Origin of the sequence: Streptomyces sp. CA-278952 (genome assembly GCF_028747205.1) — a bacterium.
Taxonomy (GTDB): Bacteria; Actinomycetota; Actinomycetes; order Streptomycetales; family Streptomycetaceae; genus Streptomyces.
The window spans coordinates 7423786-7450078 of the sequence record NZ_CP112880.1 but is presented as its reverse complement, the minus strand read 5'-3'; the positions used below and the strand labels follow the sequence as shown (position 1 = coordinate 7450078).

At 71.5% G+C, this 26293-nt stretch carries 18 protein-coding genes; 5 read left to right on the top strand and 13 right to left on the bottom strand.

What is annotated here, in order from left to right; genetic code table 11:
- Window positions 1-93 precede the first annotated feature (93 nt).
- Window positions 94-6840 (top strand): polyketide synthase, encoded by a 6747-nt coding sequence (locus N7925_RS32640; protein ID WP_274345994.1) that lies wholly within the window; start codon window positions 94-96, stop codon window positions 6838-6840.
- Here the strand turns inward: N7925_RS32640 and N7925_RS32635 are convergent.
- Both N7925_RS32635 and N7925_RS32630 read right to left on the bottom strand, forming a co-directional pair.
- Window positions 6831-7385 carry a M23 family metallopeptidase gene (locus N7925_RS32635; RefSeq protein ID WP_274345993.1) on the bottom strand — a complete coding sequence of 185 codons (555 nt, stop codon included), beginning with the start codon at window positions 7383-7385 and terminating at the stop codon, window positions 6831-6833. The two genes, N7925_RS32640 and N7925_RS32635, sit on opposite strands and share 10 nt — an antisense overlap.
- 176 nt (window positions 7386-7561) lie before the next feature.
- Entirely contained in the window at window positions 7562-7981 is a 420-nt protein-coding gene (locus N7925_RS32630; protein ID WP_274345992.1) for an FKBP-type peptidyl-prolyl cis-trans isomerase, read from the bottom strand.
- Window positions 7982-8106: 125 nt separating this feature from the next.
- Between N7925_RS32630 and N7925_RS32625 the strand changes: the two genes are divergently transcribed.
- Complete coding sequence (locus tag N7925_RS32625; protein ID WP_331618183.1) at window positions 8107-8943, top strand: hypothetical protein; 837 nt, start codon at window positions 8107-8109, stop codon at window positions 8941-8943.
- Here the strand turns inward: N7925_RS32625 and N7925_RS32620 are convergent.
- A complete protein-coding gene (locus N7925_RS32620) occupies window positions 8883-9755 on the bottom strand; it encodes a methyltransferase domain-containing protein (protein ID WP_274345991.1) in 873 nt (290 codons plus the stop codon). The two genes, N7925_RS32625 and N7925_RS32620, sit on opposite strands and share 61 nt — an antisense overlap.
- A 28-nt stretch (window positions 9756-9783) precedes the next feature.
- Between N7925_RS32620 and pdxR the strand changes: the two genes are divergently transcribed.
- Window positions 9784-11274: a MocR-like pyridoxine biosynthesis transcription factor PdxR gene (gene pdxR / locus N7925_RS32615; protein WP_274345990.1), complete on the top strand. Its 1491-nt coding sequence runs from the start codon at window positions 9784-9786 to the stop codon at window positions 11272-11274.
- 192 nt (window positions 11275-11466) lie between these two features.
- On the opposite strand, the gene N7925_RS32610 is transcribed toward pdxR, so the two are convergent.
- The 3 genes from N7925_RS32610 to N7925_RS32600 form a co-directional block, all read right to left on the bottom strand.
- Entirely contained in the window at window positions 11467-12774 is a 1308-nt protein-coding gene (locus N7925_RS32610) for a hypothetical protein (RefSeq protein WP_274345989.1), read from the bottom strand.
- Window positions 12775-13144: 370 nt separating this feature from the next.
- Window positions 13145-14590, bottom strand: a complete 1446-nt coding sequence (locus tag N7925_RS32605; protein ID WP_274345988.1) for an MFS transporter — start codon at window positions 14588-14590, stop codon at window positions 13145-13147.
- 105 nt (window positions 14591-14695) lie between these two features.
- Entirely contained in the window at window positions 14696-15169 is a 474-nt protein-coding gene (locus tag N7925_RS32600; RefSeq protein ID WP_274345987.1) for a MarR family winged helix-turn-helix transcriptional regulator, read from the bottom strand.
- Between the two features lie 137 nt (window positions 15170-15306).
- Between N7925_RS32600 and N7925_RS32595 the strand changes: the two genes are divergently transcribed.
- Both N7925_RS32595 and N7925_RS32590 read left to right on the top strand, forming a co-directional pair.
- Window positions 15307-15939, top strand: coding sequence for an ABC transporter ATP-binding protein (locus N7925_RS32595; RefSeq protein WP_265603109.1), 633 nt, complete (start codon window positions 15307-15309; stop codon window positions 15937-15939).
- Complete coding sequence (locus N7925_RS32590; RefSeq protein ID WP_274345986.1) at window positions 15936-17483, top strand: hypothetical protein; 1548 nt, start codon at window positions 15936-15938, stop codon at window positions 17481-17483. The genes N7925_RS32595 and N7925_RS32590 overlap by 4 nt, the downstream gene beginning before the upstream one ends.
- A gap of 275 nt (window positions 17484-17758) precedes the next feature.
- Here the strand turns inward: N7925_RS32590 and N7925_RS32585 are convergent, their stop codons facing one another.
- The 7 genes from N7925_RS32585 to N7925_RS32555 form a co-directional block, all read right to left on the bottom strand.
- On the bottom strand, window positions 17759-18070 hold the full coding sequence (locus N7925_RS32585; protein WP_265604080.1) for a hypothetical protein: 312 nt from the start codon (window positions 18068-18070) through the stop codon (window positions 17759-17761).
- Between the two features lie 201 nt (window positions 18071-18271).
- Window positions 18272-19678, bottom strand: coding sequence for a salicylate synthase (locus N7925_RS32580; RefSeq protein ID WP_274345985.1), 1407 nt, complete (start codon window positions 19676-19678; stop codon window positions 18272-18274).
- 64 nt (window positions 19679-19742) lie between these two features.
- Window positions 19743-21500: an ABC transporter ATP-binding protein gene (locus tag N7925_RS32575; protein WP_274345984.1), complete on the bottom strand. Its 1758-nt coding sequence runs from the start codon at window positions 21498-21500 to the stop codon at window positions 19743-19745.
- Entirely contained in the window at window positions 21497-23374 is a 1878-nt protein-coding gene (locus N7925_RS32570; protein ID WP_274345983.1) for an ABC transporter ATP-binding protein, read from the bottom strand. Before N7925_RS32570 ends, N7925_RS32575 begins: the two co-directional genes overlap by 4 nt.
- The gene (locus N7925_RS32565) at window positions 23371-24099 is read right to left on the bottom strand and encodes a class I SAM-dependent methyltransferase (protein WP_265603104.1); all 729 of its coding nucleotides are present in this window, start codon (window positions 24097-24099) and stop codon (window positions 23371-23373) included. Before N7925_RS32565 ends, N7925_RS32570 begins: the two co-directional genes overlap by 4 nt.
- A 61-nt stretch (window positions 24100-24160) precedes the next feature.
- Entirely contained in the window at window positions 24161-25030 is an 870-nt protein-coding gene (locus tag N7925_RS32560) for a thioesterase II family protein (RefSeq protein WP_416222958.1), read from the bottom strand.
- Window positions 25027-26292 carry a cytochrome P450 gene (locus N7925_RS32555; RefSeq protein ID WP_274345982.1) on the bottom strand — a complete coding sequence of 422 codons (1266 nt, stop codon included), beginning with the start codon at window positions 26290-26292 and terminating at the stop codon, window positions 25027-25029. The genes N7925_RS32560 and N7925_RS32555 overlap by 4 nt, the downstream gene beginning before the upstream one ends.
- Window position 26293: the final 1 nt, after the last annotated feature.

Genomic DNA, 26293 nt, shown 5'->3' with positions numbered 1-26293 from the left:
CCTTCCCTCCGCCCCTCCGCACCCCGATTCGCCCGGCCCCGCCCCTCCTGGTCCCGGCCCGCCACGCCCCGCCCGCCGCGAAGTGAGACCCCTATGCGTTTCGAACCGATCGCCGTCGTCGGCCGGGGCTGTGTGCTGCCCGGCGCACTGGACCCGGACACGTTCTGGGAGAACATCGCCGCCGGCCGCACGAGCCTGTCGGCCGCCCCGGAGGGCCGGTGGCGGCTGCCGCGCCGGTGGGCCATGGGTTCGGTGGAGGATCACCTCGACCGCACCTGGACGGATGTCGGCGGTTACGTCCACGGGTTCGAGTCCGTCTTCGACCCGGCCGCCTTCGACCTCCCCCCGGAGCGGATCGCATCGCTGGACCCGCTCTTCCACTGGGTCCTGTACGGGATGCGGCAGGCGCTCGCCGAGGCGGGGCACACGGGTCCGCTGCCGCGCGGAGGTCTGGTGCTGGGGAACCTGTCGTACCCCACGCCCGCCGGGGCGGCCTTCGCCGAACACGTATGGCTGTCCGCGCAACACCCCCCGCTCCGCGACGCACTGCTGGCGGGTGAGCGGCGGACCCGGCCCGATGCCCGCAACCGCTTCTCCTCCGGGCTGCCCGCCCGGCTCGCGGCCCGCGCGCTCGGGCTCGGGGCGGGGGCGTGGTCCCTCGACGCCGCCTGCGCCTCCTCGTTGTACGCCATCAAGCTGGCGTGCGACCGGCTGCAGGACGGCACGGCGGATCTCATGGTGGCCGGTGCGGTCAGCCGCCCTGATCCCCTCTACCTGCACGTGGGGTTCTGCGCGCTGTCCGCGACCAGCCGCACGGGGCGCAGCCGGCCCTTCCACCGGGACGCGGACGGGCTGGTGCACGGCGAGGGCGCCGGGTTCGTCGCCCTGACACGGCTGGCCGACGCCCGCGCCGCCGGCCTGCCCGTGCTCGGTGTGATCCGCGGTGTGGGGCTGTCCAACGACGGGCGCGGTTCCGGGTTGATCAGCCCGTCCGAGGAGGGCCAGGTACGGGCCGTGCGCCTGGCGTACGAGAAGGCGGGCGTCGCTCCCGAGTCGGTGTCGCTCGTCGAGTGCCACGCCACGGGGACGCCGGTCGGGGACGCGGTGGAGGCGCGCTCCATGGCCCGGGTCTTCGGGGCCGGTGACGACGTTCCCATCGGTTCGGCGAAGTCGAACATCGGGCATCTGCTGGCCTCCGCGGGTGTGGCGGGACTGCTGAAGGTGCTCGGTGCGATGCGGGCGGGGGTGCGTCCGGCGACGCTCGGCGCCGGACGACCGCTGGACGTACTGGCCGGCACGCCGTTGCGGGTGCTGGCCGCGGCCGAGGAGTGGGTGGGGCCGCGCAGGGCGGCGGTCAGCGCCTTCGGGTTCGGCGGGACCAACGCCCATCTGATCGTCGACGCCCCGGACTGCCCTCCCCCGCCCGCCGTCCCCCGGCCGACGGGCGGCGCTCGGCCCGCCGCCCGGTGCGCCGGGCCGGCCCCCGAGACCCCGGACCCCACTGCGGGAGGCGCCGCGCCGGGTCACCGCACACCGGTGGCGATCGTCGCCGTCGGGGCCCGGGTCGGCGAGGGAACGTCGCTGGAGGACTTCCGCCGGGCGGTGCTGGGCGGCGAACGGCGCGGCCCCGTCGCGGAGATCGCCGTGGAGCTGACGGACCTGTGCTTCCCGCCGCTGGCCCTGGAGCGGACCGTACGTCATCAGCTCCTGGTGCTGGAGGCCGCCCGGGAGGCCGCCCGGACTGTGAGCCTGCCACGCGAGCGGACCATGGTGGTCGTCGGTACGGGGGTGGACCCCGAGGTGGCCCGCGCGGGCGCGCGCTGGCGGATTCCGCACTGGCTGGAGCAGTCGGGAAAACCGGTCGGCGCGGCTTCGGCGGACCTCGCCCGGGAGGCGTTCACCCCGGCCATGACGGCGGAGGGCGTGGTGGGCAGCATGCCGAACCTCGCGGCGAACCGCATCAGCACTCAACTCGACCTGGCCGGGCCCGGGTTCACGGTGTCGGCGGAGGAGGCGTCCGGGCTCGTGGCGCTGGGGATCGCGGCTCGGGCCATTCGTTCGGGAGAGGCCGACGCCGCGCTAGTCGGCGCCACCGACCTGTCCTGCGAGGCGGTCCACCGGGCCGCCCTGCGGGATCTCGGCCGCGACGAGGAGCCCGGGGACGCTGCCGTCGTCCTCGTCCTCAAGCCCCTGGACGCCGCTCGCAGGGACGGCGACAGCGTCATGGCCCTGCTGGACGAAGAGGCCACCGGCGAACCCGACGTGGTCATCGGCGACGGCCCCGACGCGGTCTTCGATCCGGCGACCTCCTTCGGTCGTGCTCACGCCGCGTCCGGGCTGGTCTCCGTAGCGGTCGCGGCGCTCTCGCTCCAGCACCGCGCGGTACCCCGCCCGGGCGGACCGGCGGACACCGCGGCCGTCCCCCACACGGCGCGGGCCGTCGTCACGCCGTTGGAGGGGCCGGCCGCCGGCGTACGGCTGCGCGCGGGGGACGCCCGGCCGTGGCTGCGGGGCCCCGCCCCGCGCCTGCACGTCTACTCCGGGGCCGACCGCCGGGCGGTGCTGGCAGCGCTGGAGGCCGGTACCGAGTCTTCGGCCGGCCCGGCCCGGCTGGCCTTCGTGGCCGACGGCGACACCACGCGGCAGGAGCGCGGGGAAGCGGCCCGTCGCTGGTTGACGGAGGGCGGGGCCCGCCCGGCGGACGTGTCGTACCGGGACGGGCCGGTCGTCGGGCAGACCGCTTTCGTGTACACGAACGGCTCGGCCGCGTACCCGGGGATGGGCCATGAGCTGGCCCTCGCGTTGCCGTCGCTGGGCGAGCGGGTCCGTGAGCGACATGGGGCGGTGGGGGCGCGCCTGCGGTCCGGGACCGAGCCCGGTGTCCTCGGCCAGATCTGGGCCGTCGCCGAACTGGCCGTGTTCCACACGGTGTTCAGCCGCGAGGTGCTCGGACTGCGGCCGGACGCCGCGATCGGGTACTCCTCGGGGGAGTCGACGGCCCTGGTCGCGCTGGGAGCCTGGCCGGACGCCTCGGGGCTCTATGAAGCGACCCGGGACAGCGGTCTGTTCACGACGGAACTCGCGGGCGAGCTGCGGGCGGTGCGGCGCTACTGGCGGCAGCGGGGCATCCGTGGCGACCGGTGGTCGAGCCATCTGATCGCCGCGCCCCTGGCGGCGGTTCGCGCGGAACTCGCCGGGGAACGGGCGGTCCACCTGATGGCGGTGAACGCACCCGGGGTCTGCGTCATCGGCGGCGAGTCCCGGGCGTGCGCGGCCGTCGTGGCCAGGATCGGCGTCGACCGGGCGATCGAGCTGGACTACGACATGGCCGCCCACGCACCGGAGTTGGCGGAGGTGCGGGAGGTGTGGCACGAGGCCCACCGCCGCCCCACGGTCGAGGTCCCCGGCGTTCGCTTCTACAGCGGGGCCTCCGGCCGGGCGTACCGGCCGACGTCCGAGCGGGCCGCCGAGGCGCTCACGGCCCAGGGGCTCGGCACGATCGACTTCGCGGCCACGATCGAACAGGCGTGGGCGGACGGTGTCCGGGTCTTCGTGGAGCACGGCCCGCGGCGGCTGTGCACCGGCTGGATCAAACGAGTACTCGGCGACCGGGAGCACGTGGCCGTCGCGCTGGACACTCCGGGGGACACGAACCTGCGGCATCTGTGTCTCGCGATGGGCGAACTCGTCGTCGCCGGCGTGCCGGTGGAGGCCGACGCGTTGCTCGCACGGCTCGCCGGGGCCGCGACCGGCCTCCCGCGGCCCGGCCCCACCGTCGCCGTTCCCGTACCGCCCTCTCCACGCCTACCACCCCTGGAGCGCGCCGTGACCGTTCTGCCCCGGGCCCCGGAACTCGCCCCGGTACCGGAGATCAGCCTCGGTCTCCCCGCCTCACCGGACCGGGACCCCGGCGGCCACGCGGTCGCCGCAGCGGACGAGGAGACCGGGCGCTTCGCCGCCCCGGCGCACGAGGAGACCGAGCACCTCTCCGCCCCGGCCGCCCCCGCTGCGCACTCCCCCGCCACACCGGTACAGCGGCCCCGGTTGCCCGTCGAAGACGCCCGTGGACCGGGGGCGGCGGGGGTCGGGGGCGTGGTCGCGCGGCAGAGTCTGCGGGTCGCCACGCTGCACCAGGAGGTCATGGCCGCGCACGCGGAATCCCACCGGCGGTTCCTGCGCGTGTCGGCGCTCGCCGTCAGCGCGCTGACCGCAGCGGGCGCGGCGGTGCCCGGGCGGCCCGGCCCCGTACCCATTCCCGTACGACCGCTGCCCAAGCCCCAGCCCCTGCCCTCCACGGCTCCGGCGTCCGTCCCGGCTCCGCAACCGAAGCCGGATCAGACTCCGCGGCCCGGGCAGGCTCAGCGGCCCGGGCCGACGTTCGACCGGGCCCAACTGGAGCACCTCGCCTCCCGCGAGATCTCCACGCTGTTCGGTCCGCTCTTCGCCGAGCAGGACGGCTACGCGGTACAGACCCGGATGCCCGGGCCGCCCATGCTGCTCGCCGACCGGGTCACCGGCATCGACGCGGTGCCCGCGGCGCTCGTCCTGCCGGGCCCGGTCCGCACGGACGGGAGGATCTGGACGGAGACGGATGTCCTGCCCGACAGCTGGTACCTGGATGCGACGGGGCGTGTGCCGGCCGGCGTGCTCATCGAGGCGGGCCAGGCCGACCTGCTTCTGCTCAGCTGGCTGGGCGTCGACCTGCTGAACCGGGGCGGGCGCGCGTACCGGCTGCTCGGCTGCGAGGTGACGTTCCACGGCGGCCCACCGCGCCCCGGGGACACTCTGTGCTTCGAGATCCATCTGGACGGTCACGCGGAGGCGGACGGCGTCCGGCTGGCCTTCTTCCACTACGACTGCTACGTGGACGGCGAGCTGCGGCTCAGTGTCCGCGAGGGGCAGGCGGGGTTCTTCACCGCCGCCGAGCTCGCCGGCAGCGGGGGTGTGCGCTGGGATCCCGCCGGCCGCGTGCCCGGGGACGATCTGCCGCTCGACCCGCCGGCCGTGCGCTGCGAACGGACCCGCTTCGACGCCGACCGGGTGCGAGCCCTGACGCTGGGCCGGCCCGGGGACTGTTTCGGGCCCGGCTGGGAGGCGACGGCGGCTCACGTCCGTTCGCCCGTACTCGACGAGGAGCGGCTACGCCTGCTGGACGAGGTCACCGCGTTCGACCCGGCCGGAGGGCCGTGGGGGCGAGGGTATCTGCGGGCCGGGACGGCGTTGTCCCCGGACGACTGGTTCTTCACGGGCCATTTCAAGAACGACCCCTGCATGCCGGGCACCCTGATGCTGCAAGGCGGTCTCCAGGCGATGGCGTTCTACCTGACGGCCATGGGCTTCACCGTCGACCGGGACGGCTGGCGCTTCGAGACGGTCGACGAGCACCCCTCCAGGGCCATGTGCCGGGGCCAGGCGACCCCGGAGAACCGGAAAGTCGTCTACGAGGTGTTCGTACGCGGCGTCTCGGCCGGGCCGGTGCCGACGCTTTACGCCGACGTCCTCGGCTCGGTGGACGGGCGGAAGGCGTTCCTCGGCACCGACATGGCCCTCCGGCTGGTCCCCGACTGGCCGCTGTCGCACTGGCGGCACTCCGGTCCGCCCACCGTCCAGACCGACGGGGACCCGGTGCCGCTGCCCCTTCTGGGCGGGCTGGCCGGGCATCGGGAGGAGAAGCCGGTGGCGGTGGCGGCCGACGGGTTCGCCTTTGACCACGCCTCGCTGCTGGCGTGCGCCTGGGGCAGGCCGAGCGAGGCGTTCGGCGCCATGTACGAGCCCTTCGACGGCGTCCGCAGGGTGGCGCGGCTTCCTGGCCCGCCCTATCACTTCATGAGCCGGATCGTGTCGGTGGACGGTCCGCAGGGCGGGATGCGGGAGGGCAGCGTCGTCGTCGCCGAGTACGACGTGCCGGACCGGGCGTGGTACTTCGAGCAGAACGGCGGCCGCCTCATGCCGTTCGCCGTCCTCATGGAGACGGCGCTGCAGCCCTGCGGGTGGCTCGCCTCGTACGTCGGCAGCGCGACGACCAGCGAGGCGGACCTGCTGTTCCGCAATCTCGACGGGTCGGGAACGGTCACCGGCGAGGTCACCCCGGCGACGCGTACCGTCCGCACCAGGGCCGAACTGACCCGCGTCTCACGCAGCGGAGAAATGATCATCGAGTCGTTCCGGGTGACGTGCACGGCCGACGAAGCGCCCCTCTTCGAACTCTCCACGGTGTTCGGCTACTTCCCCCGGTCGGCCTTCGACGACCAGCAGGGTCTGGCGACTTCGGCCGACGACCGGGTCCGCCTCGACGAGCCCTGCGATCGCGTGGTCGATCTGACCTCCCGCCCCGCCCGCTACTGCTCCGGCGAACCGCGCCTGCCGGGCGCGATGTTGCTGATGCTGGACCGGATCACGGGCCACTGGCCGGACGGCGGAAGCGCCGGGCTCGGCCGGTTGCGTTCGGAGAAGGACGTCCGCCCGGACGCCTGGTTCTTCCGGGCCCACTTCTTCCAGGACCCCGTGCAGCCGGGCTCGTTGGGGATCGAGGCCATGTGCCAACTTCTCCAGTACCACCTGCTGGAGCAGGGCGCGGCCGACGGGCTCCTCGACCCCGGGTTCGAACCGGTGCTGCCGGGCCGCGAGGCGACCTGGACGTACCGCGGCCAGATCACCCCGGCCAACCGGCTGATCCGGGTGGACATGGACATCGTGGAGAGCGGCACGGACGCACGGGGTCCCTATGCCGTGGCGGACGCGTCGCTGTGGGGCGACGACAGGTGCATCTACCGGGTGCGGGGACTGGGCATGCGGGTGGTGCCGGGAGCGCCCGTGCGGCTGCGGTCCGGTCAGGCGTAGTGGTTCACGCTGACAGGGCGCGTCCCCGTGGAGGGCGTCCAGCCCTGGATGGTGGCGGGCAGGCCCACGCGGCTGTTGCAGTCGATGACCTGGAAGTGCAGATGCGGGCCCGTGGAAGCGCCCGTGCTGCCCGACCAGCCGACGATCCGGCCCTGCGGAACCCAGTCACCCGGCTCGTAGAACGACCGGTTCAGGTGCGCGTAGTGGGTGCACTGGCCGTTCGAGTGCCGGATGATCACCTCGATGCCGTTCTGCCAGTACGGCGACCAGTTCGAGATGACGATGGTTCCCGCCTGCGCGGCGGACACCTCGTAGTCGGCGGGGAGCCCGAAGTCCCAGGCGTACTCGTTGTAGGGACCGGTGTGGGAGTACGTGCCCTCCGGCCCCTGGGTCACCGTGTAGGCCTCACCAGCCGGGTACGGCAACTCGTAGTAGTAGTCCACCGCCGCGGCCGGGGACGCCCCCGTCATGGTGATGCCCACCGCCGTGAGCAACGCGCTCGCCCCCACCGCCGTGCGGCGCAGAACCCTCTTCATCCCGCTCATGTACGACTCCGTTCGCGTTCCCGATGGCCCGGCCTCCGCGTCCCGTCGGGACGCAGGAGTGCAAAGATCAGGCGTCGGCCGCCGGGCGGACAAGGGTCTCAGGGCCTATGCCCGGCCCCCGCCACCAGCCCACCGGCCGTCGCAAACCGGGACGAGGCACCTCGGGGACACCGCGTTCAGGCCGAGCCGGTCGGGCCGGACCCAGCCACGGTGGGCCCGCCCACGACGGTGAGCAGGTCCACGACGAAGATCAGCGTCGAGCCCGCCGGGATCGACGCGGAGGGCGACTGCTTGCCGTAACCGAGACGTGGGGGAACGATGATCTCGCGGCGGCCGCCGGCCTTCATCCCCCTGACCCCCCGGTCCAAGCCCTTGATGACCCTGCCACCGCCCACGGCGAACTTGAACGGCCGGCCCTGCTCCCAGGAGGAGTCGAACTCCCTTCCGGAAGCGAAGGTGACCCCTACGTAGTGAACCTGGACGACCCGGCCCGGCCGCGCCTCGGGCCCATCTCCCACCACGAGGTCCCGGATCGTCAGCTCGGTGGGCGCTTCCCCCTCCGGAACCTCGACTCCGGGCTTCGTCAGTTCGCTCATCACGGTCCCATCGCTCGCCACCGGCCTCCCTCGCTCGGGCCGGCCGGAACGCATGGACCTTCCACGCGGCAGGCGATCACCGTACCGGCAGAGCCCGTGGCCCAAGGTGCGCCTATCCTCCTGTGGTGCAGGTGCAACGAGACCCGTCGAACGTCGCTCACGCCCTGATGGCGGCATTTCCGCCCCGTCTCGCCGATGACGTGCGTCGTGTCCTGGGCGTTGTGCCGGAGTCCGTCACCGCACCGACGATGCCCTTCGAGGTCGAGGTGGAGGGCGGGACCGTCGCCATCCCGTCCCGCATCTACCACGAGGAGCCGGGCACCGGAAGCGAGCGGGGCCTGTCCGAGACCCAGCAGATGGTTCTGCACTGCCTGTACTCCCGGCACCACGACGGCCGGGTCCGCCAACGGCATCTCGAACAGATCCTGGCGTCGGGTGAGCCGTGGGCGGTGCCGTTCGTGGTGCGGTTGGCCGGCGAATACGTACTGGAGATCATCACGTCGATCGAGCGGGGGCTGCCCGGGCTGGCGGAGCCGCGCTCGGCCCAGCGCCGGCTCTACGGGGAGTTCATCGCTCGCAACCCGGCCTTCTTCGCACGTACGGAGCGGCGCGTGGTGAGCTACTGGTCGTGCTACTACCGCAGGCAGTACGGAGCGTTCGGGATATATCCCGGAAGTGTGCTCCTGGAAGCGCTCCGGGCCGCCGCTGTGGAACAGGTGGGCACCCCATGGCCGCGGCACACACCGCCCCCACCCGCGGGCCCGCGTGAAGACACCCCCAAAGGTGGAATGGCAGCGGGCCTGGACGGAGGTCTTCTCGTCCGCGCTGATGAGGTTGCGCTCCAGGCCGCAGACGATGGCCGCAGGCGATGGCCGCCCGTGAATGAGGGTGATGATGACGGTCATCGGCCCGTGGTGGCTACGCCGGATGGGTTCACGGCGAAGGCCTTGAAGAACGTGTAGTGAAAGGTGCCGTCGGCCTGTGCGGTGCGGTGCAGGTCTGTGATCCCCCGGTCCCAGTCGCCCGCGCTCATGAGCCCTGCTGCCAGCGCATCGTCCCGGACTGATTCGACCATGGCGATGAACGTGTTGCGAGTGAAGCCGTCGACCAGTGCGGGCCGGGTCTGGTCGGTGTACACCGTGCGAGGACGCACGACGACGTCGTCGTAGCCGGCCTGAGCCAGCAGCGGTTGCAACTGCCGGCCGATCAGCGCGTCTCCGCCACCGGCGGACTGTAGTCGGATCTGGCATTCGATTGCGGCGCGGGCGTATGCGCTGGCCGGATGGAAGAACGCCGATTCGTGATCCCCTTCGATCACGGTGATGGTGCCCTCGGGCCGCAGCACGCGCCGCAGCGCGGTCAGCGCCTGCCGGGGGTCCGGCAGGTGCTCCAGGACGAAGCAGACGAAAACATGGTCGAACTCCGCATCAGGAAAGGGGAGATCGAACAGGTCGGCACGGTGCCACTCCACATCCGCCCCCGGTGCGTGGGTCGCGACACGGGCGCGGGCCTGTGCAAGGGAGTCATGGGAGCGGTCGACCGCGGTGATGCGCGCTCCCGGGCTGGCCTGGGCCAGGTGGACCGTCTGGGCGCCGACCCCGCAACCGATCTCCAGCACCCGGCTGCCGGCCGGATAGGCCGTGCCCGCATGCACCAGCGCCGCCAAGGTGTCCGCCTGCTCGCCGAGCCGGACCGCCTCGCGTTCCGAGTAGCCATGCACATAGCCGGCCTCCACGGTCACTTCATGAGATGCCATCGCTGTATCCATATCCATGCGTTCACCCTGCTGCCACTATGGCTCGATGAACAGGTCCAATCCGCACCCATGCGACCAGTCCATAGTCTCCGGATCCGACTTCCTTCAACTGAACATCGACGATGCGCCGATGGGCAGGCGGTCCGACTGGCTGGCCCAGCGACTTCGGCTCGCGATAGCGGACCACCGCCTGCCGGTGGGAAGCAGACTTCCGGCCACCCGGGTTCTGGCCGGCGAGCTTCGGGTATCCCGCGGAGTGGTCACCGAGGCGTATCAGCGACTGATAGAAGACGGACACGCGGCAGGACGCGGGCGCAACGGAACGATCGTTGTCGCCGCTCCCGCCGTGCCACCGGAAGTGCCCCCGACCACCCCGGGTGCTCCACCGCTGTCAAGGGCGCTGTTCGCCGCCGCACCCGGTGCGGACATCTTCGACATGATGCGAGCGGCACCCGCCCGGATCGATCTGTCACCCGGGGTCCCCGACCTTGCCGCGTTTCCGCGATCAGCCTGGCTGCGTGCCGAACGCTCCGTACTCGCGAGCCTCCCGGCGTCCGACCTTGGATACGGGGACCCTCGCGGGACACCGGCACTGCGTCACGCCATCGCCAACTGGCTCGCCCGCTACCGCGCGATCAGGGCGGACCCCGACGAGATACTCATCGTCGCCGGCACCGCCCAGACACTCAGCCTGCTCGGCCAGGTGCTGCACGGTGACGGGATCTCCGCAGTAGCTGTGGAGGACCCGGGATCACTTGGGGCCCGCCAGCATCTGCGCAATCAACGGTTGGACACGCCGGCGGTCCCTGTCGACTCCCAGGGCGCGCGTGTCGACGTACTGCACGAGCTGGCAGTTTCAGCTGTGTTGCTGACTCCCGCGCATCAGTTCCCGACCGGAGTGGTGCTCAGCGGGGCACGGCGTCGTGAACTGATGCATTGGGCCACCGAGAACGACGGACTGATCATCGAGGATGATTACGACGCGGAGCACCGCTACGACCGGCCTCCGGTACCCGCCCTGCGATCCATACTGCCCGACCACGTCTGCTACGCCGGGAGCGTTTCCAAACTCCTCGCCCCCGCACTGCGCATCGGCTGGGTACTCGCACCGCCGAAGTACCGCGATGCTCTTGTCGCCGCCAAGCGATTCGCCGACCTCGGCAACGCGGCACTGCCGCAGCAGGTGCTGGCCCGGTTCATGGAATCAGGCGAGATGGAACGCCAGTTGCGGCACATGCGCACACGTCACCGCCGTCGCCGGGACGCCATGGTCGATGCGATCACTACGCACCTTCCCAACGCGGTCGTACACGGCGCCGCAGCGGGATTGCACCTGACGATCACCTTCGACTCCGAGTTCGCCGACACCGACCTCGCCGCCGCTGCGCTTGCGCGGGGCGTGAAGGTGCAGCCGCTCTCGTGGCACAGTCAACGTCCATCCCGGCCCGGGCTGGTCCTCGGCTACGCGGCGAACACCCCCGCCAACATGAGCGAAGGTGTGGCCGCCGTCGGCGCAGCCCTACGGCGCCTGCTCTGAGCAGGGCGATACATGGTCCGACGCCGGCACCGACCGTGACGAGGACTCGCTCCTGCCCACCGGTTCCTCAGCCTCCCCGGAAGACGCCCTCGACTGCCCACCTCCAACTCGCCGCCACCGCCGGCAAGCGACCAACGCCCGGGGCCGGCGCCGGAGTCGACTCCCGAAGGACTTCCGGAGCCGACCGCTGAGTCAGGCCGGGAGCGCAGGGAACACGACCACCGAGCCGTCCCTGTCGCGGGCGATCTCGATCGCGACGTCCGTGGTGCGGGGGTCGACCGTGACACCGTCGCCCAACTGGTGAATGCGGTGTGTCGCGCGCATCAGACGATCGACTTCCCCCGGTGTGAAGACGGGTCGCAGACCGCTCGGGCGGGCCAGCTCCAGCGTCGAAAGCCGTACGAGGACACCGGCGATACCCGACTCCAGTTCGTCGAGGCGCTGTTGGTCTCGCTTGAGTGCGCGGGTGAAGCTCTCGAAGAGGTTGCCGGGGGCGCTCTGGGCGTGCTCGACGGCTTGCAGCACGATGACCCGCCGCTTCAGCGCGAGGGCCAGGGCGGCGAGTTCGAGGTGGGCGCGGAATCGCCCGCCCTGGTCGTCGACGCCGGGGAACGACTTGGTCAGCGTGCCGATCTCGACGGCCTCGCCGACGGGCAGCTTGTCGAGTGCGTTCCGCCACCGGTCGAGGCGGCGGTCAGCGGCGCCCAACGCGGTGTTGATGGCATGCACGGCCGAGTCCAGCCCCAGCGAGGCCCCGAGCTTGCCCTGGTCGAGCAGGATGGCGGTGGCTTTGTCGATGGCGTCGCGACAGCCGTCGAGCTCGCTGTGCTCGTCGTCGAGCTTCTCTTCGTGCAGTTGCTCCAGCAGTTCTGTTATGTGCTCGATGGCCTGCCGGCGCTGGCGGTCGGCATGCGCGCTCACCCCCACCGCCACGGCCATGAGCACCAGCGGCGCGGCCAGCGTGAGCGCTGCGCTACCGGTGGCCGCGACACCCGCTGTCGCACCGGCCCCACCGGCCGCTCCCGCTGTCGCCGCTTTACCGACCGGAACGAACGTCGCTTGGGCCACGATGCCCGTTGGGTTCACGAGGGGACCGCGGATGCCACCGGCCACTCCCTTCGCCTGCATCGAGCAGACGAGACCCCGGCCGAACTGGGCGGCGACCTTCGCCGGAACCACCATGCGATACAGGTTTTCGCCGGCAGCGGTCGCCGAGGCCGCCGTGGAGGAATTTCGAGCTGTCTGCGTGACGAGCTGCGACAGATGCTGTGCCAGAGGACTCACGGCATCGAGCGGGATGCCTCGGCCGCGGTCGAGCTTGTCGGGCAGCGGATGCACCTCGAGTGTGGCGATCGGCTCGTCGGCCAGCACGGCCAGCACGCCGCGCAGTTCGCCCAGACGCTCAGCCGTCATCGGCCCGTCTCCGGCCCACGCGGGCACCCGGGTGTCACCGGTCGCGAGCGTCCATACCGGAACGGTTGCCTTGCGGTAGTCAATCATCGTCTCCCCTTGTTTCCCGCCACAGCCTACGGCCGACGTTCGACGAGCAGCGGTGGGTTCCCGCCCTCTCGGACCGCAGCGCACCCGAAACCTGCCGGACTCGCCGCAGGGCGGCCGTCGATCGATCTGAAGGGGACCAGCCCGAGCATCTCATCCCCGAGGTCGACGAGAATGCCGATGGGAACGTCCTCATGCTGAAGCGACCGCCCGCAATCCTGCCACGCCTCGAACGCCAGCACCTTGCACGCATTCGCCAGGTGCGCGCATACGGATCGGACGATCGGTTACGTTCCCGTGGCGGCACGAGGGCTTGTGGGGGGCCGGCCGCGAGCACGGCGGCCGGCGCTTCGGGCGGGGCGCGGCCCCAGGGTCAGGCCACGGGGACCGCGTCCTTGGCGGCGGCCCCGTCGGCGGCTGCCTCCGTCGACCGCCCGCGGATCACGAACGCCGCTACGGTGATCGCGACGACGAGCGCTCCCGCGAGGACCAGGCTGCCGTACATCAGGCCGGCGTTCACGGATTCCCGCTCGTTGGTGCCCCCGTCCATCCGGGAGGCCGTCACGGAGCCCGCGGCCGAGGCGACGATGGCGACCCACAGCGCGCCACCGACCTGTCCGGTCGAGTTGGTCAGACCGGAGATCACACCGACCTCGTCCTCACCGGCGGTGGACATCGCCAGGCTCATGATCGGCGGCAGGCAGAGACCGATACCCAGGCCGAGCAGGAGCATCGAGGGCAGTACGTCCATCGCGTACGTCGCTTCCAGCGGCGTACGGGCGAGGAACAGCGCTCCGGCAAGGAAGATCGCGAGGCCGATGACGAGCCCGACTCGCTCGCCCAGCTTCCCGGTCAGGTAGGGACTGATCGCGATCGACCCGAGGGCGGTGATCACCGTCAGCGGGAGGAATGCCAGTGCCATCTCCATCGGCGTGTAGCCGAGGACCTGCTGCAGGTAGAGCGTCGCCACGAAGAACGACCCGTAGAGCCCGCCGGAGACGAGGAACTGGACGATGTTGGCGCCCGCCACGTCGCGGTCGCTCAGGATGCCGAGGTTGAACAGGGGCGCCTTGGCCTTCTTCTGGCGGATCACGAAGGCGGTCATCAGGACGACCGCGCCCACCAAGTAGGCCGGCGTGCTGCCGGTCCAGCCGTTGTGCTCGGCGTTGACGATGCCGTAGACGAGCAGGGAGACGGACGAGACCAGCAGGGCCGCACCCGATACGTCGAGGCCGGCGGAGAGGCCGAGTCCCTTGCCGCCGGGGAGCAGCTTCCAGCCGAGGATGACGCTGATGACACCGATCGGCAGGTTGATGAAGAACAGCCAGTGCCAGGTGGTCAGCTCCATCAGCACACCACCGGCGATCAGGCCGAGTGCGCCGCCGCCGGCGAAGGTGAAGCTGTAGAAGCCGATCGCCCTGGTCTGCTCACCGGGTTCCTGGAACATCGTCACGATGATCGCGAGGGTCACCGCCGTGACCAGCGCGGCACCTGCGCCCTGCCCGAACCGGGCGGCGACCAGGGTCGGCGCGTTCTGCGAGAAGCCCGCCGCCACGGACGAGATCGTGAAGAGCGATACGCCGAGGAGCAGGACGTTCTTGTGGCCGATCAGGTCGCCGAGCCGTCCGGCGAAGATGAGCAGACCGCCGTAGGCGATCAGGTAGGCGTTGATCACCCATGAGACGCCCCCCTGGGAGAACCCGAGCTCCTCCCGCATCACGGGTAACGCCACATTGACGATCGTTTCATCGAGGATCGTCATCAGTGTGCCAATGCACAGGACTGTCAGTGCGATCCATCGCGAGCGGGCGCTGTCCATTGTCTCGATCCCTGGGTCAGGAGCGTGTTGTCGGCGAGCAAACGCTAGCAGATGGTTGCGCAATAGACGATCTATTTCGCAAGCACACTCCTGACCTGTCAGTCTTCACCGCGCAGAGCGCCTCCTGGGGGGCCGTTCGGCCGTCACGACCGGTCCCGGGGAGCGGCCGTCGACGAGCAGGGAGAGCGAGCGGAGGAATGGCCCGCGGTCCGCCTCCGGCAGTCTGCCGAGCACCGCTTCGTAGAGTTCGCCCAGCACGGGCTCGGCGGTCGCCATCAGTTCGCGGCCCTCGTCGGTCACATCGACCACGCGCGCCCTGCGGTCCTTCTCCGACGGCCTGCGCGTCGCGAGGCCGCCCCGCTCCAGTGCGTCGAGCGTGTGGACCATCGTGGACTTGTCGAGGCAGGCGAGCTCCGCGAGCTCACCCTGGGTCTTGCCGTTGCCGTCGGCACACATCAGCACGCTCACCGTACGCAGCGATGTGCCCATCTCCTCCAGCCGCCTGGATGCTTCGAGTTCGATGTCCCGGCCGAGCAGCTGCAACTGCACCACCAGGTCACTAGTCGTCTGTGCGCTCATCGCGCCAGCGTACTAAGTAGTGGATTACGAAACTATCCACGCATGTCGCTTTCCGGCACGGCGGCCGTCGACGGATCGTATGCGGGCGACGCATACACTGCACGCTCACGCGAGATGCTTGTGGTTCTGGAGGCGAAGTGCCCGCTGTTCCCATCATCGCGGCCGAGGGCGCCACGGTCACCCTGGGCGACGTCACCCTGCTGGAGCCGACCTCGTTCGCGGTGATGCCGGGCGAGGTCTGGTGCCTCACCGGCGGCAACGGGTCGGGGAAGACGACGCTCCTGCGGGCCTTTCTGGGCAGCCGGAGTCTCACGGCCGGTTCGTGTTCGGTGCGGGGCGAACGCGCCGACACGGCAAAGCCGCAGCACCGACGCCTCATGGCTTCCTTGGTCGACGCGATCCCGTTCGCCCGTGACATGACACTGCGCGAGCAGGTGACCCTGGTTGCCGCCTCCTGGTACGGCAACAGCGCGACGACCGCCGAAGCCGCCGCAGAGGTCATCGACCGACTGGGTCTGTCCCCGCTGGGCGAGCGGTTTCCCCATCAGGTCTCGTCGGGTCAGCTTCAACTCTTCAGCCTCGCGATGACGTTGGTGCGCCCCGCCGACGTGGTACTGCTCGACGAGCCCGAGCGACACCTCGACAGCGATCGCGTCGAACTGGTGGCGACCCTGCTCACGGAGCGGGCGGAGAAGGGCACAGCCTTTCTGGTCGCCACCCATGAGCCCGCCCTGGCAGAGGCGAGTGACGGCCGCGTGGAGCTGGGATGACGGTGGGCACTTTTGCGGCACCCGAGCCCGACGCCGCGGGGCGCGTCCGTGCCGTGCGGCAGCGTTACGCCCGCCGGGGTGACCGCGGCACTGTGCGCGGGCACGCGTACACCCTCTACCTCGTCGCCCTGTTCGCCGCGTTCTACCTGGTGCCGGTCGTCCACGCCCGGAGCACTTCGCCCGCGTCGGTCACCGTAGGGTCTCTCACGGAGGCGGTGCCCTGGGTCTGCGCGCTCGCGGTGGCGGTGTGCTGGGGGGCCCAGATCGCCGGGCGGTTCTGGGGGCCGGTGGTCGTCCAGCCCTTCCTGCTGCACGTGTTCATGTCCACGGACATCTCCCCGACGCGCTACCTCGGCACGATAGCCCGGCGCAGACTGACGTACGTCGGTACGACCGGACTGCTGTCGGCCTGCACGGCGGCGTACCTCGCGACCGACCTCTTCGATCACCTCGATTCCGCGGTGCAGGGCCTCGCGTCCGGGGTGGGGCTCAGCGCCCTCGCGGCGTTCGTGTGGCTCTGGGGCCAGGTTCGGCCGTTGCGCGACAATCTCCTGCTGGCTTCTGCCTTCGGCGGCGCGGCAGTTGTGGTCGCCGGGGTGAGCCGGGTGGCTCCGGATAAAGGAATCGGGCTGTGGCTCCTCGCCGGAGTGCTGGCGGCCACCGCGGCGGTCCTGGGGCGGGCGGCCCTCCGGGCGATCCGTACCGTCGACCTCGCCCGGCTCGCCCGCGAGTCGGCCCGCGCCTCCCAGGCCGGTACATACGTTTGGACCGGGACACTCCATCACGCGCTGGATCTGTACCGGCCGGAGCCGTCCGGCTTCACCTCGGCCCTGATCCGTCCGGACGGGCGTCTGCGCGGATATCTTTCGCAGGGTGCGATCCGAGCACTGCGCACACCCGGGCGCGCGAGCGCGGGCGCGGCACTCCTTCTGATCGGCTCCTCCGTGCTGACGCACGGTGCAGGCGGGCGGGGGGACGGGCCGGCGTCGTGGCTGTGGGCGCTGGGGGCGCTGTGTGTGTACCTGGGATCGGGGTGGGTGGGCGAGACGTGGCGCGGATTGCGAGATGAGCTGACCCTGGCTCCGCTGTTCGGCGAACGGTGGGGTGGAACCCTTGCCCGCACGCTGACCTGGCCCGTCGCCGCGGTGACGATCTGTGCTCTCCTGGGGGGTGGCTTCGCCGTCGTTCCCCGGTGGGACCACCACAGCGGGCGTCTGGGTGACACGGCCCTTCTTCTCGCCGGGTCGGTGGTCATGGCGCTGGGCGCCAGGTTCCTGCGCGAGATGAAGCTGGATCTTCCGCTCGAACTGCTCCTTCCCGTCATCACGCCGTTCGGCGACCTCTCCGGGCTGCGTGTCGTTGCCTGGCAGTTCGACGGGTTCGTCGTCGTGTCGATGGGCGTCGCCCTGATGGCCGCGCTTCCGTCCGCGGTCGGTGCGACGGCACTCGCCGTCGGGATCGCCGCCGGCTGTGTCTGGACCGGACTGCGCCGCACGGGCTGGGCGCACAGAGGTCTCTTCTCCCGCCTCAGCCGGGTGGAGTAGCAGGCCGGGGCACCGAGGCCGGCCACCGGCCGTTCATCGGATGCCGAACAGGGCCCGGACGTGCTCGTCGGGGAAGAGCCCGTCCCGGTCGACGTGGTCGCGCGGCTCCTGCCCGGTGAGCGGGTGGACGTACCCCTACCGGGGGCGGGGCGGTCCGGACGCGACGCCGGAGCCGACGGCGCACAGATCTTCTCTGCGGGAGTACGGAAAAACGTAGAACGCACCCCGGAGAGCAGGGGTGCGTTCTACGTTCTCGGATGGTGCACGCGAAACGTTCAGTGGTCGTCCCAGTGGTCCTCGTGAGCCGCGTGCCGGTGGCCGTCGTGCACGTAGTCCATGTGGTCACCGTGCGGAACCGCCACATGCCCACAGCCCTCGCCGTGCGCGTGGGCGTGTGAGGAATGCTCCCGGTGCTCGCCGGCCTCGCACTCGTCCACGTGGCCGTCGTGCTCACGGTGCAGATGCCCGTCATGCGCGTAGTCGACATGATCGCCGTGCGGGACCGCAACGTGCCCGCAGCCTGCGGCGTGCGCGTGGTCATGACCGGGGTGCGGCTGATGCTGCAGGGAAGTCGCCACTTCACTCATCTCCATGAATTCAGATCACCGCCCTTTTCGAGGCGGCGGATTTCAGCGTCCTCCTGTTTTCTACCCTCGCGGCCGAGGCTGCCACAGACAACACGCCTCGGCAAGCAGGCCCATTACCCAGCGTGCTATCGGTAACGATTATCGATGCTCATTCTGAGAATGCATTTCACCGGCTTCGGTGGGCACTGCCGGCTGCGGAATCTACTGAATGGCGAATCTCAGGTGCGGGGCGACGCTGCGGAGTTTCTCGCAGGTCTCTTCTATCTCCCGTTCGGGGATGGATTGAGCGGTGACTCCCGCACCCGCGCGCAGCCACGTCTCGTCGCCCTCACCGATGAGGGTGCGCAGGACGAGGGCGGCGTCGAGGGCGCCGCCGGTGCTCCCCCGGAAGACCGCGCCGCCGTACAGGCCGCGTGGCCCCTCCTCGTGGCGGGCCAGCGCCTGGAGGGCGGAGCGTTTGGAGACTCCGGTGGCGGTGATCGCCGGGAAGACCGAGGCGAAGGCGTCCCACGGTCCGGCATCGGGCCGCAGTCGGCCTGTCACGCGTGAGGCGAGGTGCTGGACCGGACCGCGCGGCCGGACCGCCATGAACTCCTCGACGGTGACGGACCCGGGCCGGCACACCGCCGCCATCTCGTCCCAGGCGAGGCGTACGGATACGGCGTGCTCGTGCACCTCTTTGGGATCGGTGAGCAGTTCCGCGCGCAGGCGCTCGTTCTCCGCCGGGTCCGTCCCGTGTGCGCGGGTGCCTGCGAGGGGCTGGGTGCTGACGCGGCCGTCCTCGCCGACCTCCAGGACGGTCTCCGGGCTGAACCCGGCCGCCCGGTAGCCCCCGAGTTCCAGCAGGTAGGAGCGGGCAGGAGTGTTGGCCCGGCGGCCCGTGAGATAGGTCGCGGGGAAGTCCACGGACGGCGCGGCGGGCAGCGGAACCTTCCGGGAGACGACGGCCTTCTCCAGGAGCCCGGCGCGGATGTCCTCGATCGTTCGGGACACCGCCCTGCCGTAGGCGTCCGTGCCGGCCGCGATGATCCGCTCGGACGCCTCCGGGGTCGTCCCGTTCGGAGCGAGATGTCGCGTAATCGGCTCCGCCAGCAGGTCACAGACCTTGTGGAGCCATGCCTCGTCCACCGCGCGGATCACGGTCCGGTCGCTGGTGAGGGTCACCTCGACGGATGGGATCAGTGCGTGCAGCAGAGGTCCGTCACCGGTGGCCGCGGGGTCCGCGTGGAGGAGGTGGGCGAGCTCGAAGGCGGCCCAGCCGTAGAAGTGACGTTCGCTGTCGTGCGCACCGTGCGCCGCGGAGAGGGCGCTCAGTGCGTCGGCGAACATCGTCAGCGGGCTGCCGTCGGTGGGAGCCGTCCAGGTGCGCCCCGCCGCTCGCGCCGTGATGCCGGCCGCGTGCGCGGTGAGGCTCTCGGCGGAGCCCGCAGCGAAGTGCCAGACACCCGCTGCCGCCTCGTACACCATGTACTGGTCGGCAAGGGCGGCTTGGGCGAGGCGGGTGGCCGTGCCCGCGGGGTCGTCGCAGGGTTCCAGGGTGCTTGAGCGCGCCAGTCGCGGGACGGCATCCGCCCACGCGTCCCAGGTCTTCGTCAGGCCGGTACTCATGGTGTCGTGCTCTCTCTCTGGCGCTCCGGCAGTGTCCGGCGGATCGCTGGTGCGTGATGGGAAGTCATGACCGTGCAGCCTCCAGCCGCCAGCCGTGGGCCCGGGTCCGGCGCTGCCAGAAGGACGCGTAGGTGCCGCCCGCCGTGACCAGGTCGTCGTGCGTGCCTCGTTCGGTGATCTCACCGTCCTCCAGGACCAGGATCTGGTCCGCGTGGACGACGGTGCTCAGCCGGTGCGCGATGACCAGCAGCGTTTTGCGGTCGGCCAGGGCGCGCACGGCATCGGCGAACAACGCCTCGTTCTCCTGGTCGAGCGCGGCCGTGGCCTCGTCGAGGATGAGGATGGGAGCGTCCTTCAGCAGTGCGCGGGCGATGGACACGCGCTGACGCTGCCCTCCGGACAGCCTCGCCCCGCCCTCCCCCACCTTGGTGTCCCAGCCGTCGGGAAGCTCCGCGATCACCCGGTCGAGCCCGGACAGGGCGGCGGCGGTGGCCAGTTCGTCCGGGGCGGCGTCCGGGGACGCGATCCTGACGTTCTCCTCGATGGATCCGTCGAAGAGGTAGACGTCCTGGAAGACGAGGGAGACATGGGCGGCCAGGTCGTCGGCGGCGATCTCGCGGACGTCGACTCCGCCGATGCGGACGGTGCCGTCCGTGGTGTCGCGGAAGCGGGCGATCAGCGCGGCGACCGTGGTCTTGCCGGCGCCGGAGGGCCCGACCAGTGCGGTCATGCTGCGCTCGGGCAGGCGGAAGGACACGTCGTTGAGGACCGGGCGTGCGGAAGCCGCGTCGGCCGTCCCGTCGGTGTAGCGGAAGCCGACCCCGGTGAACTCCACGCTCGCGTCACGGGGTGCCTGCGGCTCCACGGGCTGAGGGAAGGGCGGTTCGTCCAGGACGGCGCCGAGCCGTTCGAGGGTGTTGCGGGCGATGCGCATGCCCGCACCGGCCTCGGCTGCGGACGACACGCTGTCGATGAGCCGCACCAGCAGGACCAGGAGCGCCAGCAGGGTGGGAACGGTGAGCGACCCGTCGAGCTGCCAGGACACCCCGAGTGCGAGCAGCAGGGCGAACACGAGCCGGGTGGCGAAGGTGAACGAGACCAGGCCGGGGAGGCCGCGCGCGATGAGCCGCCGATCGGCGCGCGCCTCGGCCACCAGGGCGTCGTCCAGCGCTCCGTAACCCTCCGCGGTCCGGCCGAACGCCCGCAGGACCGGCTGGTTGCGCGTGTACTCCAGCACGCGGTCCGCGGATTCGCCGGCCGCGGCGTCGCGGCCGAGGTCGAGTCGGCGCATCATCGCGGCGCCGGCCCACTGGACGGCGAACAGCACGGGCGCGCAGACCAGGAGCACCAGGGCGGTGCGGACGTCGAAGAAGAAGGTGGCGATGACCAGCGTCACCGGGGTGAGAAGGGAGGTGAGGAACGGGCGCAGCAGGTGGGCCGGTGTGCTCATCACCTGGATGACGTTCTGTCCGGCCAGTCTGCTGAACTCGGCCGTGCGGCCGGCGGTGAACCAGCCCAGCGGCAGGCGCAGGGCCTGGTCGGCCAGTCGGCGGTGCAGCACCCGGGAAAGCTGGGAGCCTACGGTGAACCCGCCGCTCAGAGCGGCGCCCTGCAGCGCCGCGTAACCGAGTACGCAGCCCGTGAACGCCGTCAGCCAGGGCCAGGCGTCGTCGGGGTCCGCGCCGAGCAGGGCCTGAAGGACCGGCACGAGGAGGGCGAAGGCGACGCCTTGGAGGATGGCCGCACCGGACTGGAGGACCAGCAGCCGGTTCAGAGGGCGGGAGCCTTCCGGTCCCAGGACGCGGTAGAGCTGACGGATCATCGTGCACTTCCTTCTCGGATGTCGTCCGCCCTGCGGCCGGTCCCCACGGGTGCGGAGCGGTGGCGCGGTATGCCATCGCTCCCGTCCGGGCCCGCGGTCCGCTGGGCCTCCCACAGCGCGGCGTAGCGGCCCTGAGCGGCCAGGAGGTCGTCGTGGCGGCCCTGCTCGGTGACGCGTCCGTCCTCCAGCACGACGATGCGGTCGGCGGAGCGGATGGTCGCCAGCCGGTGGGCGATGACGAGGAGGGTGCGGCCGGTCGCGAGCTCGGACAGCGCGTCCTGGATCAGCGCCTCGGAGTGCGGGTCGGCGTAGGCGGTCGCCTCGTCGAGGACGAGGACGGGGGCGTCGGCGAGCAGTGCCCTCGCGATGGAGAGGCGTTGGGCCTCGCCACCGGAGAGGGTGACGGCCGTGCCGAGTTCGGTGGCGTAACCGTCCGGCAGGGCCGTGATGCGGTCGTGGATGCGGGCGGCGCGGGCGCACCGCTCGACCTCCTCGTCGGTGGCGTCGGGACGGCCCAGCCGGATGTTGTCGGCGACGGTCGCGCGCAGCAGCCGTACGTCCTGGAGGACGAAGCCGACGCGGCGGTACAGCTCGGCCGCGGGGATGTCGCGGAGGTCGACGCCGCCGAGGGTGACCGTACCGGCGGTGACGTCGTGGAAGCGGGGCAGCAGCGATGCCAGGGTGGACTTGCCGGAGCCGGAGGGGCCGACCAGCGCGGTCACCGTGCCGGGCGCGAGGTCGAGATCGACGCCGCTGAGGACGTCGGCCCGCCCGTCGTAGGAGAACGACACCCCGCGCAGGGAAACATGATGGCCGTCGGGCAGGGCGGGGTCTGCGGGCTCGGGGAGCGTGGGGGCGTGCAGCAGTGCCGTGATGCGTACGGCGGCGGCCTGGCCGGCACGGATCTGCTGGATGCGGGGGCCCACCACGCCCATGGGGGCGGCGACGGCGGGGCCGAGCAGGAGGAAGGGGACGAGTTCGGCGCCGGTCATCCAATCCTGGGTGATGAACACCGCGCCCAGGACGGACAGGAGCAGCAGGACCACGGCCGGTGCCACCACCAGGATCGAGGCGGTGGAGGTCACCAGGGTGGACCGGACCCAGCCGGAGAAGAAGTCGGCGAAGCCCTCGGTCGCGCGCACGAAACGCTCGTGGGCCTTGCTCCCGCGCCCGAAGCTCTTGAACACGGCGATGCCGGAGGCGAACTCCACCGCGGCCGCGGATATCCGTCCCAGGGCGGCACCGAACTCGGCCATCTGTCCCGCCGCGCCCGCCATGGCCCGGCTGAACAGGAACACGCCCAGCAGCAGGGGCGCCGCGCTGACGAGGGCCAGACGCCAGTCGACCGTGAACAGGTAGGCCAGTGCCAGCACCGGGGCGGTCAGGACCGCGACGACATCGAGCAGGGTGTGGGCGAACAGCGTGTGCAGCGCGCTCACGTCGTCCTGCACGGCCTGCTTGACCTCACCGGTGCCTCGCTCGGTGAGCCGGCCGAGCGGCAGCCGTCCGATGTGCCGGGCGAGCCGGCGGCGGAGGGTGAGCTGGAGGTTGTTGTCGGCGATGTGGGCGAGGGCTCCGGCCGCCGTGCCGCACACCAGGGCGACGAAGCCAGAGGAGCAGGCCAGTACCACCAGCGGCCAGAGGGTGTCGCCGTCGGCCGGGGAGCCCGCGGTGAGTCGTTCGGCGATGCGGGAGACGGCGATGAAGGGGACCACACCGGCGAGGGCGGCGACGGCCTGGAGGCCCGTGGCGAGGGCCAGTGGGCCGCGGACGGGCTCGGCGAGCGCGCGGAGCGGAGGCGGGGTGGGGCGCACGCTCGGGCCGGCGGCAGCGGCTGCCGGGGCCGGGCCGGCCTCGGGTGGTTGTGACTTCACTTGACGAGTACTCCGATTTCGGGGATGGGCCTGCCGCCGGCCTCGGTGATGCGGCGGCTGGTCATGCCGGCCTCGCGGGCCAGCCGGGCGACGTCGAAGGTGTGCCAGTCGTAGGTGTCGGAGACCTCGCGCACGGTGCGGCCGTCGCGCAGCACCTTCCAGGTGGTGGTGAACCGCATGGCGTCGCCGTCGGTGGGTTCGCCGCCGATCCACCACTCGTACGTCTGGCGTCCGATGGTCTCCCTGAGGGACATGACGGGTGGGATGACGCGGGGCGCGGTCACTCCCATCAGTTCGACGACGATGGGCGCGCCGTCCGGCAAGCGGTCCGCGAGTCGTTTCCACAGCGCGACGCGTTCGGGGACGGTGAGGTGACCGGCCACGCCGAAGATGACGACGGCGGAGAGCCGTTCGGGCAGGACGAGGTCCTGGGCGGCGCCGTCCACGACGGTCACGCGCTTGCGCAGGTCCGGGTCGCGGGCGACGCGGGAGGTGAGCATGGCGCGCATGGTGGCCGAGGGCTCGGCCGCGAGGATCTCCGCCTCGGGCAGGGCGGAGGCGATGACCTCCGTCACGCGCCCGGTGCCCGCCCCGATCTCCAGGACGGGTCCGTGGGATGTGTCCAGGCCCGTGAGGACGCGGGTCAGCGGCGGTCCGCTGCTGGCGGTGTGCCGGGTGGCGACCAGTTCGTAGAACTCTGCCGAGGTCGAGTAGTAGTCGATCACGGCGTTCTCCGGGTGGGGGCGGGCGTGTGGGGTCGTGTGCGGGTGGCGGTGCGGTCTCGGTTCACGGGGTGCTCGGCCAGGTGTGTACGCCGCCGATGGTCAGCGAGGGGTCCAGTCGGCGCAGCACGGTGGCGACGACTTCGCGGCGTCGGGGGGTGAGGTAGAAGTGGTCGCCGGGGAAGACGCGGACTTCGGTGCGGGCGGTGGTGAGGTCCGCCCAGCCCCCTGCCCCGTCGCGGCTGCGTTCCGCCCCGAGTTCGGGGTCGGTGCTGCCGGTCAGGACGTGCAGGGGGCAGGCCAGGGGCTGCCGCTCCGCCGGCCGGTACGTCTCGATGATCCGGTAGTCGTGACGTACGGCCGTCAGGATCAGGGACCGCAGCCCGGGGTCGTCCAGGATCTCTCGGCTCGTTCCGCCGAGGCGGGCCAGTTCGGCGCTCAGGGTGTCGTCGTTCCGGCGGTGCAGTTGCCCGGTCACGGCGGTGCCGGGGGCCGCCCGGCCTGACGCGAACAGCCGGTACGGGGCGAGGTTCCGGCGGCCGGTGAGTTCGTGGGCAAGCTCCCAGGCCACGGCGGAGCCCATGCTGTGTCCGAAGAGGGCGTACGGCCGGTCGAGCAGCGGTTCGAGGGCGTCAGCCACCGCGCTGACCAGCTCCCCCATGTCGGCCGCCCCGGGATCGTCGAGCCGGTCCTCGCGGCCGGGGTACTGGATGGCGAGGAGTTCGACCTCGGGGGGCATCAGTGGCGCCCAGGGCCGGTAGAAGCCCGCGCTGCCGCCCGCGTGCGGCAGGCATACGAGCGTGAAGCGGGGAGCAGGCCCGCCGCTCCACCGCCTGATCCAGGGGCTGTCGGCTCGGACGGCGCGTGCGGAGGGCCGGGGGAAGTGCTGGGCGGGTTGCTGGAACGACACGTTCGGTGAGGAGGACGCGGTCACCAGGTCACCCTCAGTTCTTCGAGGCCGAAGGTGGCCGAGTCGTGCTTGACGACGACGTCGTCCCGGTCACCGGCGAGGCGGAGGGTGGGGACCCGGCGGATGAGTGTCTCCAGGGCGACCTCCAGCTCCAGCCGGGCCAGGTGCTGTCCGACGCACTGGTGGACGCCGTAGCCGAACGCGACGTGGTGGTTGTCGGTCCGGTGGAAGTCGACCCGCTCCGGCTCGTCGAACTGCTCGGGATCGTGGTTGGCGCCGGCGAGGAGGGCGATGACGCCGTCGTCGGCGGGGATCGTCCGGCCGGAGAGGTCGATGTCCTCGGCGGCCACGCGCAGGGGGATGGAGTCGGCGACGGACAGGACGCGCAGGAGTTCGTCGACGGCGGCGGGCATGAGGGAGGGGACGCGGCGCAGCTCCTCCTTCAGCTCCGGCCGGTCCAGGAGGAGCAGGGTGCTCAGGGCGATCATGCTCGTGGTGGTCTCACGGCCGGCGTTGATGGTGATGCCGAGGGTGGACAGCAGCTGGTCCTTGGTCACGTTGCCGGTGGCGAGGTGGTCGGTGACGAGCTGGGAGATCAGGTCGTCCTGCGGTTCTTCCCGCCGTTCGGCGATGAGTTCGGCGAGCAGTCCAAAGAGGCCGCCGAGGGCTTCGGCGACCTGTTCGGCGGTGCTGTTGCGGGAGCCGGAGATCCGGGTGACGTCCCGGAAGAACTCCAGGTTCTCGCGCGGGATGCCGAGGAGTTCGCAGATCACCGAGGTGGAGACGGCGTTGGCGTACGCGGAGACGAAGTCCACGGGTCCGCCGGCGGCGAGCATGCCGTCCAGGATCTCGTCCACCCGTGCCTGTACGGCGGGGCGCATCTCCCGGACCCGGCGCACCGTGAACACCGGCAGGAGCATGCGCCGGTACTTGGTGTGCTCGGGGGCGTCGGTGCGGATGAAGGGACGGAACCTGGCCCCGGCCTCCTGTTCGCCCTCGCCGAGGGCCGGGAAGCCCGGGCGGCGGATGTCGGCGCTGACACGGGGGTCGGAGAGCAGTTCGCGGACGTCGTCGTAGCGGGTGACGACCCAGGCTTCCTTCCTGGTCGGCAGGGTGACGCGGGCGACCGGGTCGTCGGTGCGCAGCGCGTCGTACTCGGCGGGCGCGGCGAAGGGGCAGCCGCGCTGGATGGGGAAGTCCCGGGGCGGGGCCGTGGTGTCCGCCGCGGTGTCCGTGCGGAGTGGGTCGGAGGCGTGAGACGCCGTCGAGGTCTCGGGGGTGCTCATG

Bases quoted from the DNA above. Each gene is read 5' to 3' on its own strand.
- N7925_RS32640 (WP_274345994.1), top strand. From the start codon at position 94: ATGCGTTTCGAACCGATCGCCGTCGTCGGCCGGGGCTGTGTGCTGCCC.
- N7925_RS32635 (WP_274345993.1), bottom strand. From the start codon at position 7,385: ATGAGCGGGATGAAGAGGGTTCTGCGCCGCACGGCGGTGGGGGCGAGC.
- N7925_RS32630 (WP_274345992.1), bottom strand. From the start codon at position 7,981: ATGAGCGAACTGACGAAGCCCGGAGTCGAGGTTCCGGAGGGGGAAGCG.
- N7925_RS32620 (WP_274345991.1), bottom strand. From the start codon at position 9,755: ATGGATATGGATACAGCGATGGCATCTCATGAAGTGACCGTGGAGGCC.
- pdxR (WP_274345990.1), top strand. From the start codon at position 9,784: ATGAACAGGTCCAATCCGCACCCATGCGACCAGTCCATAGTCTCCGGA.
- N7925_RS32610 (WP_274345989.1), bottom strand. From the start codon at position 12,774: ATGATTGACTACCGCAAGGCAACCGTTCCGGTATGGACGCTCGCGACC.
- N7925_RS32605 (WP_274345988.1), bottom strand. From the start codon at position 14,590: ATGGACAGCGCCCGCTCGCGATGGATCGCACTGACAGTCCTGTGCATT.
- N7925_RS32600 (WP_274345987.1), bottom strand. From the start codon at position 15,169: ATGAGCGCACAGACGACTAGTGACCTGGTGGTGCAGTTGCAGCTGCTC.
- N7925_RS32590 (WP_274345986.1), top strand. From the start codon at position 15,936: ATGACGGTGGGCACTTTTGCGGCACCCGAGCCCGACGCCGCGGGGCGC.
- N7925_RS32585 (WP_265604080.1), bottom strand. From the start codon at position 18,070: ATGAGTGAAGTGGCGACTTCCCTGCAGCATCAGCCGCACCCCGGTCAT.
- N7925_RS32580 (WP_274345985.1), bottom strand. From the start codon at position 19,678: ATGAGTACCGGCCTGACGAAGACCTGGGACGCGTGGGCGGATGCCGTC.
- N7925_RS32575 (WP_274345984.1), bottom strand. From the start codon at position 21,500: ATGATCCGTCAGCTCTACCGCGTCCTGGGACCGGAAGGCTCCCGCCCT.
- N7925_RS32555 (WP_274345982.1), bottom strand. From the start codon at position 26,292: ATGAGCACCCCCGAGACCTCGACGGCGTCTCACGCCTCCGACCCACTC.